General features: G+C 62.6%; 13 protein-coding genes. 3 read left to right on the top strand and 10 right to left on the bottom strand.

Annotated features, from left to right (window positions below; genetic code table 11):
- Nucleotides 1-80: 80 nt before the first annotated feature.
- From HUI96_RS14295 to HUI96_RS29405, 3 genes are read right to left on the bottom strand one after another with little or no spacing between them, the layout of a single operon-like run.
- On the bottom strand, nucleotides 81-3,446 hold the full coding sequence (locus HUI96_RS14295) for an error-prone DNA polymerase (RefSeq protein ID WP_188255341.1): 3,366 nt from the start codon (nucleotides 3,444-3,446) through the stop codon (nucleotides 81-83).
- Nucleotides 3,443-4,888 (bottom strand): Y-family DNA polymerase, encoded by a 1,446-nt coding sequence (locus tag HUI96_RS14290; protein ID WP_337918384.1) that lies wholly within the window; start codon nucleotides 4,886-4,888, stop codon nucleotides 3,443-3,445. Before HUI96_RS14290 ends, HUI96_RS14295 begins: the two co-directional genes overlap by 4 nt.
- Nucleotides 4,863-5,810: an ImuA family protein gene (locus tag HUI96_RS29405; protein WP_237684135.1), complete on the bottom strand. Its 948-nt coding sequence runs from the start codon at nucleotides 5,808-5,810 to the stop codon at nucleotides 4,863-4,865. Before HUI96_RS29405 ends, HUI96_RS14290 begins: the two co-directional genes overlap by 26 nt.
- Nucleotides 5,811-5,987: 177 nt before the next feature.
- Here HUI96_RS29405 and HUI96_RS14285 point away from each other — a divergent pair, with 177 nt between their 5' ends.
- On the top strand, nucleotides 5,988-6,410 hold the full coding sequence (locus tag HUI96_RS14285; RefSeq protein WP_188255339.1) for a metallopeptidase family protein: 423 nt from the start codon (nucleotides 5,988-5,990) through the stop codon (nucleotides 6,408-6,410).
- Between the two features lie 136 nt (nucleotides 6,411-6,546).
- The gene (gene holA, locus HUI96_RS14280; protein ID WP_188255338.1) at nucleotides 6,547-7,584 is read left to right on the top strand and encodes a DNA polymerase III subunit delta; all 1,038 of its coding nucleotides are present in this window, start codon (nucleotides 6,547-6,549) and stop codon (nucleotides 7,582-7,584) included.
- An 18-nt stretch (nucleotides 7,585-7,602) separates the two neighbouring features.
- Here holA and HUI96_RS14275 read toward each other — a convergent pair whose 3' ends face one another.
- The 7 genes from HUI96_RS14275 to hemJ form a co-directional block, all read right to left on the bottom strand.
- Nucleotides 7,603-8,478: a ParB/RepB/Spo0J family partition protein gene (locus HUI96_RS14275; RefSeq protein WP_188255337.1), complete on the bottom strand. Its 876-nt coding sequence runs from the start codon at nucleotides 8,476-8,478 to the stop codon at nucleotides 7,603-7,605.
- A 23-nt stretch (nucleotides 8,479-8,501) separates the two neighbouring features.
- Nucleotides 8,502-9,296 (bottom strand): ParA family protein, encoded by a 795-nt coding sequence (locus HUI96_RS14270; protein WP_188255336.1) that lies wholly within the window; start codon nucleotides 9,294-9,296, stop codon nucleotides 8,502-8,504.
- Nucleotides 9,297-9,317: 21 nt separating this feature from the next.
- On the bottom strand, nucleotides 9,318-9,953 hold the full coding sequence (gene rsmG, locus HUI96_RS14265; protein ID WP_188255335.1) for a 16S rRNA (guanine(527)-N(7))-methyltransferase RsmG: 636 nt from the start codon (nucleotides 9,951-9,953) through the stop codon (nucleotides 9,318-9,320).
- Nucleotides 9,940-11,802 carry a tRNA uridine-5-carboxymethylaminomethyl(34) synthesis enzyme MnmG gene (gene mnmG, locus HUI96_RS14260; RefSeq protein ID WP_188255334.1) on the bottom strand — a complete coding sequence of 621 codons (1,863 nt, stop codon included), beginning with the start codon at nucleotides 11,800-11,802 and terminating at the stop codon, nucleotides 9,940-9,942. Before mnmG ends, rsmG begins: the two co-directional genes overlap by 14 nt.
- Before the next feature lie 84 nt (nucleotides 11,803-11,886).
- Nucleotides 11,887-13,206 carry a tRNA uridine-5-carboxymethylaminomethyl(34) synthesis GTPase MnmE gene (gene mnmE / locus HUI96_RS14255; protein WP_188255558.1) on the bottom strand — a complete coding sequence of 440 codons (1,320 nt, stop codon included), beginning with the start codon at nucleotides 13,204-13,206 and terminating at the stop codon, nucleotides 11,887-11,889.
- Nucleotides 13,207-13,329: 123 nt separating this feature from the next.
- Nucleotides 13,330-14,595, bottom strand: coding sequence for a transcription termination factor Rho (gene rho, locus HUI96_RS14250; RefSeq protein ID WP_188255333.1), 1,266 nt, complete (start codon nucleotides 14,593-14,595; stop codon nucleotides 13,330-13,332).
- 158 nt (nucleotides 14,596-14,753) lie between these two features.
- Nucleotides 14,754-15,299 carry a protoporphyrinogen oxidase HemJ gene (hemJ, locus tag HUI96_RS14245; RefSeq protein WP_237684134.1) on the bottom strand — a complete coding sequence of 182 codons (546 nt, stop codon included), beginning with the start codon at nucleotides 15,297-15,299 and terminating at the stop codon, nucleotides 14,754-14,756.
- A gap of 447 nt (nucleotides 15,300-15,746) precedes the next feature.
- Here hemJ and HUI96_RS14240 point away from each other — a divergent pair, with 447 nt between their 5' ends.
- Complete coding sequence (locus HUI96_RS14240) at nucleotides 15,747-16,568, top strand: pyruvate, phosphate dikinase/phosphoenolpyruvate synthase regulator (protein WP_188255332.1); 822 nt, start codon at nucleotides 15,747-15,749, stop codon at nucleotides 16,566-16,568.
- Nucleotides 16,569-16,578: the final 10 nt, after the last annotated feature.

Here is a 16,578-nt window from a genome sequence, read left to right as displayed (position 1 = left end):
GCGGTGTGTCGGCACATCGTGAACCTTGCACGGGGTAGGTCGTTTAACTCATCGCGCGCCTCCATGAGATTTCATGGCGCTCACTGGAAATTGCGGCCCTTCGGAAGAACCGTGCTTGTGCGGCGGGAGAGCGCCACCAGATCCTGCTCGGCATCTGAAGCCTTGCCCACCAGCCGCGTGGCCCGCGGATGCGAGCCGACCTTTCCAGGTCCGAGCCCGGCCGGCTGCTGGTTTTCTTCCTGCCGCTGTGGGCCGTGGAGCAGCGCCGCCTCCTCGGTCAGCGTTCCGAGCCAGGCCGTCAGGTCCTCTATCCTCTCGGCAACCACGTGAATCACACCGGATGCGGACTGCAGTTTGCCATGCACCCGGACAAACCGCGCGCCGAGGACGATCGGGCGGAAGCGCTCGAACGTCTTCTTCCAGACGATGATGTTGGCGATGCCGGTCTCGTCCTCGATTGTCATGAAGATGACGCCCTTGGCCGAGCCGGGCTGCTGGCGCACCAGAACCAGCCCGGCCACCGAAACCCGGCGGCCCGAGGCGATCTGCTCGAGCGCATTGCAGGGCAGCACGCACTCCTTTGCCAGCCGCTCCCGCAGGAAGGAGACGGGATGCGCCTTGAGCGAAAGGGACAGCGTTCGGTAGTCGTGGATGACGTGTTCGCTGAGCGGCATCGAAGGCAAGCGGGTTTCCGGCTCGTTGTCCGCGAGTTGCAGCGCCGGGCGCTCGAACAGCGGCAGTCGCTCGGCAGCGCTTCCGGCATCGAGGGCACGGACCTCCCATAGGGCGCGGCGCCGATCCAGCCCGAGCGAACGGAAGGCATCGGCGGCGGCGAGACGCTCGACCACGCTGGCCGACAGCCCGCTACGCAGCCAGAGATCGCGCACCGAGGCATAACCCTGTCCCCGTTGGGCAACGAGTCGCTTCATGTCCTTCTCCGACAAGCCCTTGATCTGACGGAAGCCGAGGCGCACCGCATGGCGGCTCCGGATCACGGGACGCATGGTCGCATGGCGCTTCGCCACTCTCGTCGAATCGAAGGTCGCTTCCTCAAGGAGGCAGTCCCAGGCCGAAAAGTTGACGTCCACCGGACGCATATCGAGACCATGTTCGCGGGCATCGCGCACCAGCTGCGCCGGCGCATAAAAACCCATGGGCTGGGAATTGAGGATCGCCGCGCAGAACACGTCCGGATAGAAGGTCTTGAACCAGCAGGAGGCATAGACCAGCAGCGCGAAGGAGGCTGCGTGGCTTTCCGGAAAGCCATACTCGCCGAACCCCTCGATTTGCCGGAAGCAGCGCTCGGCGAAATCGCGCGGATAGTCGCGCGAGACCATGCCTTCGATCAACTCGTCCTGCAGCTTGCTGATGGTGCCGACGCGCCGGAAGGTCGCCATGGCGCGGCGCAGCTTGTCGGCCTTGGCCGGCGAGAAACCGCCCGCCACGATCGCAATACGCATCGCCTGCTCCTGGAAGAGCGGCACGCCGAGAGTCTTCTTGAGGATCGCCTCGAGCTCCGGCTTTACATATTCGGGCTTCTCCTTCTCCTCCCGTCGGCGCAGATAGGGATGCACCATGTCGCCCTGGATCGGCCCGGGGCGCACGATCGCGACTTCGATGACGAGATCGTAGAACTCCCGCGGCTTCAGCCTCGGCAGCATGGACATCTGCGCGCGGCTCTCGATCTGGAAGACGCCGAGCGTATCGGCCCGGCAGATCATGTCGTAAACGGCGGTCTCGCCTTCGGGGATCGCGGCCAGGCTGGTGGCTTGCTCTTCCGGATAATGCGCCTTGAGAAGCTCGAAGCAGCGTCTCAGGCAGGAGAGCATGCCGAGTGCCAGGATATCGACCTTGAACAGGCCGACTGCATCGAGGTCGTCCTTGTCCCACTCGATCATCTTCCGCTCGGGCATGGCGGTCTTCATGATCGGCACGATCTCGTCCAGCCGGTCGCGGGTGATGACGAACCCACCCACATGCTGAGACAGATGGCGAGGAAAGCCCTGGATCCCATTGGCATGGGCAAAAAGGTGCTTCGTCAGTGGGTGGCCCATGTCCAGTGCGGCCGACTTCGCTTCGCTCTCGCCGAGCCCGGATGAAGACCAGCGCGAGGTCGCCGAGGCAAGCGCCGTTATCGTGTCCTCGGACAGGCCGAGCGCCTTGCCGACCTCGCGCATGGCGGAGCGGGAACGGTAGGTGACGATCGCCGCGGCAAGCGACGTGTGCTTCTCGCTGTATTTCTTGTAGATGTAGTCGATGACCTCGTCGCGCCGGTCGTGCTCGAAATCGACGTCGATGTCGGGCGGCTCGCCTCGCTCCTCCGAGATGAAGCGCTCGAACAGCGTCTCCATCCGGTCCGGGCCGACATCGGTGATTTCCAGGCAGTAGCAGATCAGCGAATTGGCCGCCGAACCCCGCCCTTGGCAGAGGATCCCTTGCGCGCGGGCGAACTTCACGATGTCGTGGACGGTGAGGAAATAGCCGGCGTATTTGAGCTTACCGACGAGTGCCAATTCCTTTGTAATCGTCGCCCAGTGGGAAGCGTCGAGCCCGCCAGGAAAACGCTTTGCCGCTCCTTCCCAGGTCAGCCTTTCCAGTTCCTCCTGGGGCGTGGCGCCGCCGCGTGTCGGCTCGTCCGGATAGTTATGAGAAAGTTCGCCCAGCGAGAATTTCAGGCTTGCGGCGAAACGGAGCGTCTCGCTGATCGCATGGGAATGGCCGCGGAACAGTCGCGCCATATCCAGGGGAGGCTTGAGATGGCGTTCGGCATTTGCCTGCAGCTCATAACCCGCCTCCGCCACCGTGACGCCGAGCCGGATCGCGGTGAGCACATCCTGGAGCGAGCGGCATTCCGGAACGTGGTAGAGAACATTGTTGACGGCCATCAAGGGCACGCCGGCCGCTTCGGCGAGCGCCGCCGCCTGCTCGATCCAGAACCGGTCGTCGCCGCCGAAATCCGGCGCGACGGCGAGGCGCACCGCCGCGCCGAAGCAGTCGCGGAGGAGCGTCAGCAAGGAAAGGCTCTCCTCCGGGTCGACCTGCGGGTCGGCGAGCACGGCGAGGGAAAGACGATCTCCCCATTTGAGGAGGTCACTCCGGTAAAGGCGCGGAATTCCCTTCTCGCTCTCCTCGCGCAGATTGGCCTCGGTGAGCATCCGGCACAGATTCCCCCAGCCCTGACGGTCCTGCGGATAGGCAAGTAAATCCGGCGTGCCGTCCCAGAAGACCAGGCGGCATCCCGGATGGTATTCGATGCCGGCCTCCTCGGCCATCTTCCAGGCCCGCACCACGCCCGCCACCGTGTTGCGGTCGGCCAGTCCGATCGCGGAGTAGCCGAGATCGGCCGCGGTCTTCACCAGATCTTCGGCAGCCGATCCGCCTTGCAGGAAGGAGAAATTCGACTGGACGGCGAATTCCGCATAGGCGGGAGAGACCGGAGCGTTCATGCAAAGACCCCGTGCAGAAACCAGCGGGGCGCATTCTCGCCGCCATTGGCCTGCCGATAGAGCCAGTAGCGCCGTCCCTCCTCGTCCTCGACCCGGAAATAGTCCCGCGGCTCGGTTTCCGCCTCTCCGCGCCACCATTCCGGCGCGATGCGTTCGGGCCCTTCGGAGCGGGCGATCCGGTAGGAGGCGCGCCGCCAGCGGAAGTGCATCTGCGGCCCCTTTGCCGCTTCCTCGAAGCCGACCTCCACGCATTCCGGCCGCTCGAGCAGGCGCACGGGTCGTTCCTTGGCCGTCGCACACGCCGATTGATCAGCCGACTTAGCAGAATTTGGGCGAGACGAGGGGCTGATCGATGGCTTCGGCTTCTCCATTGCCGAGAACGGCTCCGGAATGGCTGCACGCTCGGGAAGATGGCTTCCCACCAGGCGGGTCCCAAGGATCGCCTGGTTCCCGAGCCGAGCCCTCACGCGGTCGGCGAACATCGCGATGTCCCCACCCTGGTCGCCTCCTTCGCCATTGAGATCTGATTGGATCGCGTCGAACCGGGCCACGACGGGAACCGATAGTCGCACGACATCGAAACCGTAGCCGGCATCGATGTCCTTCTCCACGGCCGCCAACCTCTCATGGAAGAGTTTCTGGATCAGTTTTGGATCCCGCAGCGGACGCGAAGCGCCGACGCTGATGCGGCTGACCGCGCCGTCGACGCGGAAGAGGTTGAGCTGCAGGCTTTCAGCCCCCTCTCCCCGCCGCTCGAGATCGATCCTGAGCTGTTTTGCAAGGAGCCCGACGAGCGCTTCTATGTCGTCGAGCAGCCCGATCGGCTCGGCAAGGGCTCGTTCTGCGGACAAAGACGGCACCGGCAGGCGCGGTGAGATCGCCTCCTCCACGCGTCCCAGAGCCTGGTCGATCCTGAGCACGACCTGCCGGCCGAAGCGGCGCACCAGCGGCGCGCGTGGCGCCGACATGATTGCGCCCGACGTCCGCAGGCCGACGCTTTCGAGCCCGGCCCTGGTCACGGCGTCCAGCCGCAGGGCGACGAGCGGCAAGGGCGCCAGCAGATCCTCTTCCTGTCCGGGATCGACCAAGGGACTGTAGCCGAAGCGTGCGGCCGCCCACGCGGCGCCGGGCGTCGAAGCAATGCCGGCACGGACATCGAAGCCCTGATGGAAGAAGCGGGCGAGCACGTCGTCCAACATGCACCGCTCCCCCCCGAATAGATGCACACAGCCGGTAATGTCGAGGAAGAGCCCGTCTTCTCCGTCGAGCGCGACCAGCGGGGTGTAGCGGTCGCACCAATCGGCCAAGCTTTCCAGCAGCCGGCGATCGGCCACAGGATCGGCCTCAACGATGTCGAGAAAGGGATGCATGGCCCGCGCCTCGGCGACGCCCATTCCGATCCTCAGCTGTAAGTTCCTAGCCCGCTCGTCGAGCGCGGCGATACGCTGGGTGTTGTTCTCGCGCCGGCTGAAGACCAGCGGCCGATCCGGAAAAAATTTCTCTGCGCGCCATCCCCTCCCCAGGCGCTGCCGAAGCACCCGGTCGGCCGGAAGGAAGGGGAACCACAGGGACAGAATCCTCTGAGGTAGGCGCTCCTCTTTCGCGAAAGGCAACATCGTTCCACTCCAGCGTGAACGCGGCGGGGATTGCGGTACGGCTCTTGCTGATGGTGACGTGAAAGCCAGGGGGACCGATCGAGCCTTCGAGCGGCCCATGTAAGGTCCGGCGGGGCGCGGCCGGGGCAGGGGAGACGAGCAGCCGCACGGAGGCGGCGGTCGGCGACGGCTCCGCGGCCGTGCGGATCATGTAGAGCGGCCGGCCGCTGACCAGCGCCCGGCTATGAAGACGCTGCGTCTGCGTGAGTTCCAGCTTGCCGCCGCGGATCTCGAGCAGAACCGCCAAAAAGCAGTCGAGCCGGGCGGCTTCCTCCGCCACCCACAGCGCGTCGGTGAACTTGCGGGCTTCGCTGACGAGGAGAAGCTCCGGATCAAGGCCGAAACGCGCCGCCAAACCCGGCGCATAGGGCCGGCCGGCCTCGCGGAACATTTCCGACATTCCGATCCACAGCAGCGGGGCCGGTTTGCCTGCGGCGGCAGAGAGACGGCAGAGCGCCAGCGCGAAGGCGGCGGTCGCGCCGGCGTCACGGCTGGCGCGCCCGTGAATCTCGACCAGCCCCGCCCTGGGCAGCCCACCGCCGAGAGCCCTGTCGAAGCGATCCGCCCCGATGCAAAGACGTCCAGCCTTCGCCCCTGCCGGAACCGGCGCGTCAGCGTCGTCCAGGCGTTCGGCGAGACGGCCTTCGATCTTTGCGATTTTATGACGCAAGGCGCAAAGTGCGTCCCGCGTCGTGGCGCTGGTCGCCATGACGTTCACGTCCGATCCGTGTTCCTGTTATGTTCTCATAGATTCCAGAGCCTCCCGGGAGAGTCAAGCGGACTCAGCAAGAATTTATTCCTCAAAACGATCCCGAATGACCTGCCGATCGCAAGCCCCTCGAAACTGCGCGGTCAAAAAGCTATATGGCCCCGGAAAGGACAAAGAATGGCCCGTATCTACCAGACTCGCGACTGGCACGATCAACACTCGCCCTCCATCGAGGAGTTCGAGCTTCTGGCGCTGGAAGCCTATGCTCATCTGCCGGAGGAATTCCGCAAGCTGACGGGGGAAGTGGTCATCCAGATCGCCGAGTTCCCGACCGAGGACATCATGGACGATCTCTCCCTGGAGACGCCGTTCGACCTGCTCGGGCTATTCGAAGGCCGCGGCATTGCGGAACGCTGGAACCCGGCCACCGGCGAGGGACCGAACCGCGTGACGCTCTACCGCCGCGCCATCCTCGATTACTGGGCCGAGAACGAGGAGACACTAGGATCGATCGTGAATCACGTGCTGATCCACGAGATCGGCCACCATTTCGGCCTGTCCGACGACGACATGGAGAAGATCGAGGCGAGCGTCGAGTAGGGATCGTCCTACTCCCCGCCGAAAACCCGCTTCCTCCGAAGCTCAATTCATCAGCCCAACGTTTCCGCAATTATTGCTCGCGGCTCGGTGCAGGGCCCGCCTTCCGGTCTCGCCCGCGTTGGTGTAACCAGCGGCCATGGCTCAGCTCAAGGCACATGAGGTCGACGCGTGGCTTGCCCGCCAGTCGGCTGGGACGTCGATCGTGCTCGTCTATGGTCCGGATCGTGGCCTTGTCTCCGAGCGCGCCACCAAGTTCGCGGAAAAGGCCGGGGTCGACCTGAACGACCCGTTCTCGGTCGCGCGCCTTGATGCTGCTGACCTCGACAAGATGCCCGGGCGGCTGCTGGACGAGGCCAACACCATCCCGATGTTTTCGGGCAAGCGTCTGCTGTGGGTACGCAACGCTCAGGCCCAGAAGTCGCTGGCCGAGGACATGAAGGCCCTCTGCGCAGCGCCGCCGGCTGACGCGGTCGTGGTGATCGAAGCCGGTGACCTGAAGAAGGGAACCGCGCTGCGGTCGGTTGTGGAGGCGGCGCGGTCGGCGATGGCTTTGCCTTGCTACGCTGATGACGCCCGCGCCATGGACGGCATCATAGACGACGAGTTGCGCAATGCGGGTCTTTCGATCGACCAGGATGCGCGCGCGCTGCTGAGGCGGAATCTCGGCGGCGACAGGCTGGCCAGTCGGGGCGAGGTGGCAAAGCTCGCACTGTTCGCGATGGGGCGCGGCTCCATCGCGCTAGAGGACGTGAGGGCCCTCACGGGCGACGCCTCAGCGACCTCCGCGGATGAGGCAGTCGATGCGGTCCTTGCGGGCGATCTGTCCGCCTTCGATACGGCGTTCACCCGCCAGGCGCTGGGCACGAGCCAAGCCTACACTGTGCTTTCGGGGCTGCAGCGCCAGCTCTTGTCCTTGCAGGTCATGCGGGCGGCGATGGAAAGCACGGGAGCGACTGCCGGTTCCGCAGTTGCGGCAGCGAGGCCGCCCGTCTTTTTCGCCCGCCGAAAACTGGTCGAGGCCGCACTGGAGCGCTGGAACAGCCGCACCCTGGCGGAGTTCCTCGACCGGGTTCAGCAGACTGTTCTCGAGACGCGGCGACGGCCCGATCTGGCCATCGCTCTGGCGCACGAAACCCTGACGCGGATCGCAATCGCGGCTAAGCGCGGACGATGAATTCCTGCCGCTGATGAATTAAGTCTTCAGCCGCCGGCAGAGGTCGTCTAGCTGGTCCAGGCTCTTATATGCGATCCTGAGCTCGCCGCCCTTTTCCTTGTGTTTGATCGCCACCCTCAACCCAGTAACGTCGGTAAGCAGCTTTTCCAGCGCAACCGTGTCGGCATCCTTCTCAGGTCGGCTCACATTCGCAGCTTCTGAGGAGACTTCCAGCGGCTTCTGCGCAAGCAGTTCCGCCTGGCGGACCGAAAGCCCCTCCTCGACGATGCGTCTGGCGAGCGCCGCTGGATCGGGTGCAGTGATGAGCGCGCGGGCGTGACCGGCCGACAAAGCTCCGTCGACCAGCATGTCTCGGACCTCGTCCGGCAGCTTCAAAAGGCGAAGCGTGTTGGCGACATGGCTGCGGCTCTTTCCGATCACCTGTCCCAGGTCGGCTTGGGTATAGTTGTGATCCTCGATCAGCTGCTGGTAACCGAGTGCCTCTTCGATCGCGTTTAGGTCCGTGCGCTGGACGTTCTCGATGATTGCGAGCTCGAGCGCAGTGCGGTCGTTAACCTCCCGGACGATCGCCGGAATTTCGACCAGTCCGGCGCGCTGCGCGGCCCGCCACCGCCTCTCGCCGGCAATGAGCTCATACCGCCCGGCTTTGCCAGGAGAGGGCCGCACGACCACGGGCTGTACCAGTCCGTGCTCCTTCACAGACTGCGCCAGATCCGTGAGGTCCGCATCGGCGAAAGTGCGACGCGGGTTTCGCGGGTTGGGCTCGATGAGCTCGATGGGAAGCTTCGCATCGCCCTGCACAGGCTCCTGCCGTGGCGTGGTCGGCTTGTCGATTTCGCCGATGAGCGCGGCAAGACCTCTGCCAAGGCGCCGTCGAGAAGGATCGTCATTCATTGGATTCGCCGCCGATTTGGAACTCATGCCGCCCGAAGCCTGCGCTCCTGCCTGATCACTTCGGATGCAAGCTGGAGATAGGCCTGACTTCCCGGGCACTTCAGGTCATAAAGAATTGCGGGCTTGCCGTATGAGGGTGCCTCGGAGACGCGCACATTGCGCGGAATGATGGTGTGATAGACCTTTTCGCCGAGATGCGTCCTCACATCCTCCACCACCTGATTGGCGAGGTTGTTGCGGCCGTCATACATGGTCATCACGATTCCCTGGATAGCCAGGCCGGGGTTGATGGTCCTCCGGACCTGATCGACGGTGTCGAGCAACTGACTGAGACCCTCAAGGGCGAAGAACTCGCACTGCAAGGGAACCAGCACCGAATCCGCAGCGGCCATAGAGTTCAGCGTCAGCAGGTTCAGGGAAGGCGGACAGTCGATGAGAACATAGCCATACCTGCCCTCGGGCGTCGATTGCCTGAGTGCGTTCCGCAAGCGTAGGACCCTGTCGGATACGCTCGCGATCTCCATCTCGACGCCGAGAAGGTCCATCGTCGATGGAATGATCGAGAGATTCGGCACCGCGGTCTCGAGCGCCGCCTGCTCTACCGTAAGCTCCCCGAGCAGCACATCGTAGGACGAGGTGACCCGGTCCCGCTTGTCGATGCCGAGCCCAGTGCTGGCGTTCCCCTGCGGATCAAGATCGACCAGCAGGACGCGTTCCCCGATAGCCGCAAGTGCGGTGGCGAGGTTGATCGCCGTCGTGGTCTTGCCCACTCCGCCCTTTTGATTGGCGATGGTGATGATCCTGGGTGTCTGCTGCATGCGTCACGACGTCCTTGCCGTTCAGATTCGGCGAAGATTGCGGATTTCGAGAACAACACTGTCGTTCTGAATCACACTCTCATGCTCTACCAGCTCGAATCGCCAGCGCAGACTACTTTCTTTCAATTCCTCTTTGAATCCCCTGCCTTTATGAAAAAGCCCTATTGCAGAGGTGGACAGCCATGGTTCCGCAAGTCTTAGCAGTTGAGGGAGAGAGGTCAGCGCCCGGGCGGTAACCACATCTGCCTCTAGAGTTCGATCGATGTCCTCAATGCGCTTGGCATGGACCTTTGTCGGGAGACCGTAGAGGCCGACGATACGGTTGAGAAATGCAGCTTTCTTGCGGTTTGATTCGACCAGGTGAACCTGAGCACCCGGACTCTCTCTGAGAAGAATGGCCACAACGAGGCCCGGGAATCCGCTCCCTGACCCCAGATCAAGCCACCTGAGCGCTCCGCGAGATAACGGAAGGAGCTGGGCGCTATCGAGGACGTGGCGGTTCCAGATGTCGGGGACGGTCGATTGGGCGACCAGGTTGGTCACCCGGTTCCAGCGCTGGAACTCCTCTACGAAGCTGTGGAGGATTGTGTGTGTTTCACGTGAAACATGGCCGGCGACCTTGACAATATCCTGCAAGCCCCCGTCATTCGCCTGCATGGTCGAGCCTCTCAAGCTCGCGCGACCGCGCGGCTATGATTGCCAAGGCGGCCGGCGTCATTCCCTCTATCCGCTCTGCCGCCGCCAAAGATCCCGGCCTCCGCAACGAAAGCTTATGCTTGAGCTCATTCGAAAGCCCGGGCAGCGTCGCGTAGTCCAGCGCCGTCGGGATACTGCGGGCCTCCTCGCGCCGCAGTTGGTCGATGTCCTTTGCCTGGCGCTCCATGTAGACAGCGTACTGAGCCTCGGTCTCCAGCCGGTCCACTGCCGTGGCGGGTAGGGAACGAAGCTCCAGCCAGATCTCGCTAAGGCGCTGGATCGTCACCTCTGGGTAGGAGAGCAGTTCGTAGGCAGTCCTGCGCCGGCCATCCTTATTCACGTTCAGGCCGTAGCGGGTCGCCTCATCCGGCGTCATGGCGCGTGATTGTAACAGAGCTAGTCCGGCCTGGAACTCGGACTGGGCACCTCGATAGGCCTGCAACCTTCGCTCCGAAACGATGCCGAGATTTTCCCCCAGCGGGGTGAGCCTGCGATCGGCATTATCAGCACGAAGAGACAGACGGAACTCGGCGCGCGATGTGAACATCCGGTAGGGCTCCGAAACGCCCCTGCTGGTCAAATCGTCGATCATGACGCCGATGTAGGCTTCGGAGCGGCTGAGAATGACTCCGTTCTGGCCTCCGACTGTTCGTGCCGCATTGATCCCGGCCAGGATTCCCTGTGCAGCGGCCTCCTCGTAGCCGGTCGTGCCGTTGATCTGCCCAGCCAGGAATAGGCCAGCAACCTTCCTGGTTTCGAGGGTCGGCGCCAACTCACGGGGGTCGATGTGATCGTACTCTATTGCGTAACCCGGCTGCAGGATTGTTGCCCGCTCAAGACCGGGTATTGACGCCACGACTTCTCTTTGAACCTCTTCGGCAAGCGATGTCGATATCCCATTAGGATAAATGGTGTTGTCGTCCAGCCCCTCCGGCTCCAGAAAAACATGGTGCCCCTCCCGATCGCCAAACTTGACGATCTTGTCCTCGATCGAGGGACAGTAGCGCGGGCCGATGCTCTCGATCGACCCAGAATACATTGCCGAGCGGTGCAGATTCCGCCTGATGATCTCATGGGTGGCAGACGTAGTGCGCGTGATCCCACACTCGATCTGAGGACATTCTATCGTGCTAGTAAGCAGTGAGAACGGCACCGGCTGTTCATCGGCTGACTGCCGATCCAGCCCAGACCAGTCGATGGTGCGGCCATCCAGACGCGGCGGGGTGCCTGTTTTCAAGCGCTTCAGCGTAAAGCCGATTTTTGCGATTGAATCAGAAAGGCTTACTGAGGCCTTTTCATTCACTCGGCCAGCAGGAATGCGTCGTTCCCCAATGTGGATAAGTCCCCGAAGGAACGTTCCGGTGGTGAGCACCACGGCGCCGCACGCAATATCCTCGTCACCGACTCTGACGCCACAGATCCGGTCGTCCCGGACACGCAGTTCGGTCGCTTCGCCCTCGATGACAGTGAGATTTTCCTGCTCGGCGATAAGAGCCTGGATTGCCCGGCGGTAAAGCTTGCGGTCGGCCTGCGTTCGGGGTCCCCGAACCGCCGGACCCTTGCGGCGGTTAAGAAGGCGGAACTGAATGCCCGCGCGATCCGCAGCGACACCCATCAGCCCGTCGAGCGCGTCGATCTCCCGGACAAGCTGGCCCTTCCCGATCCCGCCGATCGCCGGATTGCAGGACATCACGCCGACCGCGTCGCGGCGCATGGTTATCAGCGCCGTTTTCGCGCCCGCACGTGCCGCGGCAGCTGCCGCTTCGCAGCCCGCGTGTCCACCACCTATGACAACAACATCGTATTTCATCGCAAACCTCTGCCGAGGCATGTAGTCCGGCTCACACGATGTCAATGCTCCTCCGCTTTCCGGAAGTCGCATGTTTCACGTGAATCACTTGCCGATACAGAACTGCCCGAAGATCACGTCGAGCAGATCCTCGACATCGATCGAACCTGTTATGGTCCCGAGTGCGTTGGCTGCCAATCTCATCTCTTCCGAGCGGAGCTCCAGGGGCAGCCGTTCACCCTCCACAGCTCTCCTGAGATGCCCGACGGCTTCGGCCAACAGTTCCACGTGGCGCAGACGCCATGGGATTAGTTCCCCGGCCACAGGCTCCGCGGCCTTGGCGGCATCGCCCATGGCTCGCGCAAGTTCGGTCAGGCCATCCCCTGTCAAGCAGGAGACCAGATGATCGTAGCCATTGGGTGGCCTTCCGTCGCAAAGGTCGATCTTCGTCCCGATCCGAAGAAATGGCTTGCCTTTAGGCAGCACAACTTCTGGCGAGTCCAAACCGACATCTTCGAGAAGCAAGACGAGCTGCGCCCGCGACGCCCGCTCCCGAGCTCTCTGGATGCCCAGTTGCTCGACCTTTCCGGTTGCATCTCGGATACCAGCCGTGTCCGTGACACGCACTTTCGAGCCTTCGATGTCGAGCACCACTTCGATCAGGTCGCGCGTGGTGCCCGGCTCATCCGTGACAATCGCTGCCTCGCGTTGTGCCAAAGCGTTGAGCAGACTGGATTTTCCGGCATTCGGGGCGCCGAGGAGAACAACGTCGAATCCCTCCCTGACGATCTCGGCCTTCTTGAAGCCATCGATGTGGCGATCTATCTCGCCGACGAGGGCATCGATGTCGCTCCAGACCGCCTGAGCAGCGGCATCTGGCACATCGCTTTCGTCGACGAAGTCGAGTTCTGCCTCCACGAAGGCGCGAGCCCGCAACAGCCGCGTCCTCCAGCTTGCATAAAGCTCACTGTTCCGACCCTGGCTGTTGGCGACGGCAAACCGGCGTTGTGCTTCGGTCTCGGCTGATATGATATCGGCGGCAGCCTCGGCGGCCAGCAGATCCATCTTTCCGTTCAGAAAAGCCCGCCGTGTGAATTCGCCGGCGGAGGCGAGCCTGCAACCCGGAAGCGAGGCGACATGCTTCAGCAGAGCTTGGACAACTGCACGTCCACCATGCAGCTGGAATTCCGCGCAATCCTCCCCCGTGAAACTTGCCGGGGCAGGGAAGTAAAGGACGAGCCCGCAGTCCAGGACCGACCCGTCAGGCAGGTGCAGAGCTGCGTAGCACGCCGTTCGAGGGGGCGGCACCGATCCTACGAGCTTGGATACTACGTCTATTACAGCGGGGCCGCTGAGCCGGACGACGGCGACCCCGGCCGGAAGCGCGCCACTGGAGAGTGCTACGATTGTATCGGCAAACATCAGAACCAGATCCTGATAGGTCAATCCCGTCGGGCGGGACAATACAACCTATCACCAATCACTGGTGGAAAATCGCGCCCCCGCTAACTCCCCCTGGAACTCGGCCCCCTATCGCTGAGCAAAGGCTCAGGTGTTCATCGAATCGAAGAACTCGCCGTTCGACTTCGTCTGCTTCAACTTGTCGATGAGGAACTCGATCGCATCGGTGGTGCCCATGGGCGCCAGGATGCGCCGCAGCACGAACACCTTCTGCAGATCCTGCCGCGGAACCAGCAGATCCTCCTTACGGGTACCCGACTTGAGGATATCCATCGCCGGGAAGATGCGCTTGTCGGCCACCTTGCGGTCGAGCACGATCTCGGAGTTGCCGGTGCCCTTGAACTCTTCGAAGATCACCTCGTCCATGCGGCTGCCGGTGTCGATCAGCGCGGTGGCGATGATGGTGAGCGATCCGCCCTCTTCGATATTGCGCGCCGCGCCGAAGAAGCGCTTTGGCCGCTGCAGCGCGTTGGCGTCGACACCGCCCGTCAGCACCTTGCCGGAGGACGGAACGACCGTGTTGTAGGCGCGTCCGAGACGCGTGATCGAGTCGAGCAGGATGACAACGTCACGACCATGCTCGACCAGGCGCTTCGCCTTCTCGATGACCATCTCTGCGACCTGCACGTGCCGTACTGCCGGCTCGTCGAAGGTCGAGGAGATCACCTCGCCCTTAACGGAGCGCTGCATGTCGGTCACTTCTTCCGGCCGCTCGTCGATCAAGAGCACGATCAGATAGCATTCGGGATGATTGGTGGTGATCGAGTGCGCGATGTTCTGCAGCAGGACGGTCTTACCGGTGCGCGGCGGCGCCACGATCAGGCCGCGCTGTCCCTTGCCGATCGGCGCCACCAGATCGATCACGCGCGGCGAGATGTCCTTGGTCGTCGGGTTGTCGACTTCCATCTTGATCCGCTCGTTGGGATAGAGCGGGGTCAAGTTATCGAAGTGGATCTTGTGCCGGATCTTCTCCGGATCGTCGAAATTTATGGTGTTGACTTTGAGCAGCGCGAAATAGCGCTCGCCTTCCTTGGGGCTGCGGATCGGCCCCTCGACCGTGTCTCCCGTCTTCAGCGAAAAACGCCGGATCTGCGAGGGGGAGATGTAGATATCGTCCGGACCCGGCAGGTAGTTGGCATTGGCCGAGCGCAGGAAGCCGAACCCGTCCTGGAGAACCTCGACGACGCCATCGCCGATGATCTCGACATCCTGCGAGGAGAGCTTCTTCAGGATCGCGAACATCAGCTCCTGCTTGCGCATGACGCTGGCGTTCTCGACCTCGAGCGATTCGGCGAAGGCGATCAGATCGATCGGCTTCTTGTTCTTGAAATCCTGAAGCTTCATTTCCTGCATTAGGAGGCCTTGGCGGGTAGAGGGATGCTATCGGCGGATGCGATGAGCGCGCCTGACGCGACCGGGAGCTACGAATGGACGGATAGCGTGTGGCGGAGAGGAGGACCCTGTATTTAGCGGCAACAGGATAAAAGAGCAAGGCGCCTTTTCGGTTCCGCTCAGAACGGCTTCACGATCACCATGATGACGATGAAGATCATCAGCACCGTCGGGATCTCGTTGACGATCCTAAAGTGCCGTGCCGGCTTGTCGTTCCGGTCTTCAGCAAACTTGCGAAGCGCTCCACCGAGATAGCCGTGCACGCCCGACAGGATCAGCACAGCCGCGATCTTCGCGTGCAGCCAGCCTCCGGAGAAACCGAAGCCGGTCCAGGCAAGCCATAGTCCCAGCACCCAGGTCGCGATCATCGCGGGGTTGATGATCGCGCGATAGAGGCGGCGCTCCATGACTTTGAAGGTCTCGGACTGGACGGAGCCGCGTTCGGCGTCCGCATGATAGACGAACAGCCTCGGCAGATAGAGCATGCCCGCCATCCAGGAGATCACTGCGATCACATGGGCTGCCTTGATCCAGAGATAGTGGCCGACCGGGTTCCACCAGAAGAGCAGGGCGACGGCGATCGCCAGGACAAGCATCGCAACCACGGCGCGGGTAGCCGCCATGCTGCCGCTCCGCTTGGCTGCACCACTCATGTTCTCTGTCATTCAGGAGCCCCTTTGATGGCGAGCAGGATGCGTTTCCCAGTAGGCGGAGCCGGTTTTCCCGGCTCCCTTTCTTAAAACCAATTCCTTCTAAACCGAATTTCTGATTCTACGACTCTGTTGGAATCGTGGGTTTCGGGTTTTCCAGAGCCGACCCTCGAAATCAGGGACACATGTGGCCCAACGCTGCAGGCCGTTCGGTCAGCAGAACTCTGGGGATCGTTCCAGGAACTCTCGGAGAATCATGTAGTTAGGTAGCTGGTGATCGAGCCGGGTTGCATCGCTTGCCTTGCACAAACTTCCCTGATCCCCACACTTTTCCAGAGCCGCTCGCGGCATCCAAACGCGCGGTGAATTGTGGATGACCGGGGGTTCGATACAATGGGCCGATGGCATCAGTGCCAAATCCCGCCCCTTATCCACATCGGCTAACACCCGCCGGATCGCGCTGTGAACAAACCCCAGAACTTCTTCCATCTGCACCTCGTTTCCGATGCCACCGGCGAGACACTGCTCGCCGCGGGCCGTGCCGCGTCCGCCCAGTACAAGCACACGAGGGCGATCGAGCACATCTATCCCTTGGTTCGGACGGAGAAGCAGCTGATCAAGGTGTTCGAGGACATCGAGGAGCAGCCCGGCATCGTGCTCTACACGATCGTCGACCAGCATCTCGCGGCCATCGTTGACAAGCGTTGTGCCGAACTGGGGCTTCCCTGCGTATCAGTCCTGGAGCCCGTGCTCACCGTGTTCCAGTCCTATCTCGGCGAGCCCGCGGGTCGCCGCGTCGGCGCCCAGCACGTGCTCGACGCCGAATATTTCCGGCGCATCGAAGCGCTGAATTTCACCATGGAACATGACGATGGCCAGCTCCCGGCCGATATCGAGCAGGCCGACATCGTGCTGATCGGCATCTCGCGGACCTCGAAGACGCCGACCAGCATCTATCTCGCAAATCGCGGCATCAAGACCGCGAACGTCCCGATCGTGCTCGGCGTACCCATACCCGACAGCCTGGTGACTGCCCAAAGTCCGCTGATCGTTGGCCTAGTGGCAAGCGCGGAGCGGATTTCACAAGTTCGCCAGAACCGCCTGCTTGGATCGACCGTTGGGTTTGAAGCGCAGGACTATGTCGATCGTGCTACGATTGCCGAGGAACTCGCCTATGCGCGGCAGATATGCTCCCGCCATGGCTGGCCGATGATCGACGTTACCCGCCGCTCCATCGAGGAGACCGCTGCGGCGATCGTTGCCCTGCGCAACAAGACACGTTAGGCGCATCATT

The organism is Pseudaminobacter soli (ex Zhang et al. 2022), from assembly GCF_014595955.1.
Classification (GTDB): Bacteria; Pseudomonadota; Alphaproteobacteria; order Rhizobiales; family Rhizobiaceae; genus Kumtagia; species Kumtagia pseudosoli.
Note: the sequence above shows the minus strand (reverse complement) of the source record. Positions and strands in the feature narration are given on the sequence as shown.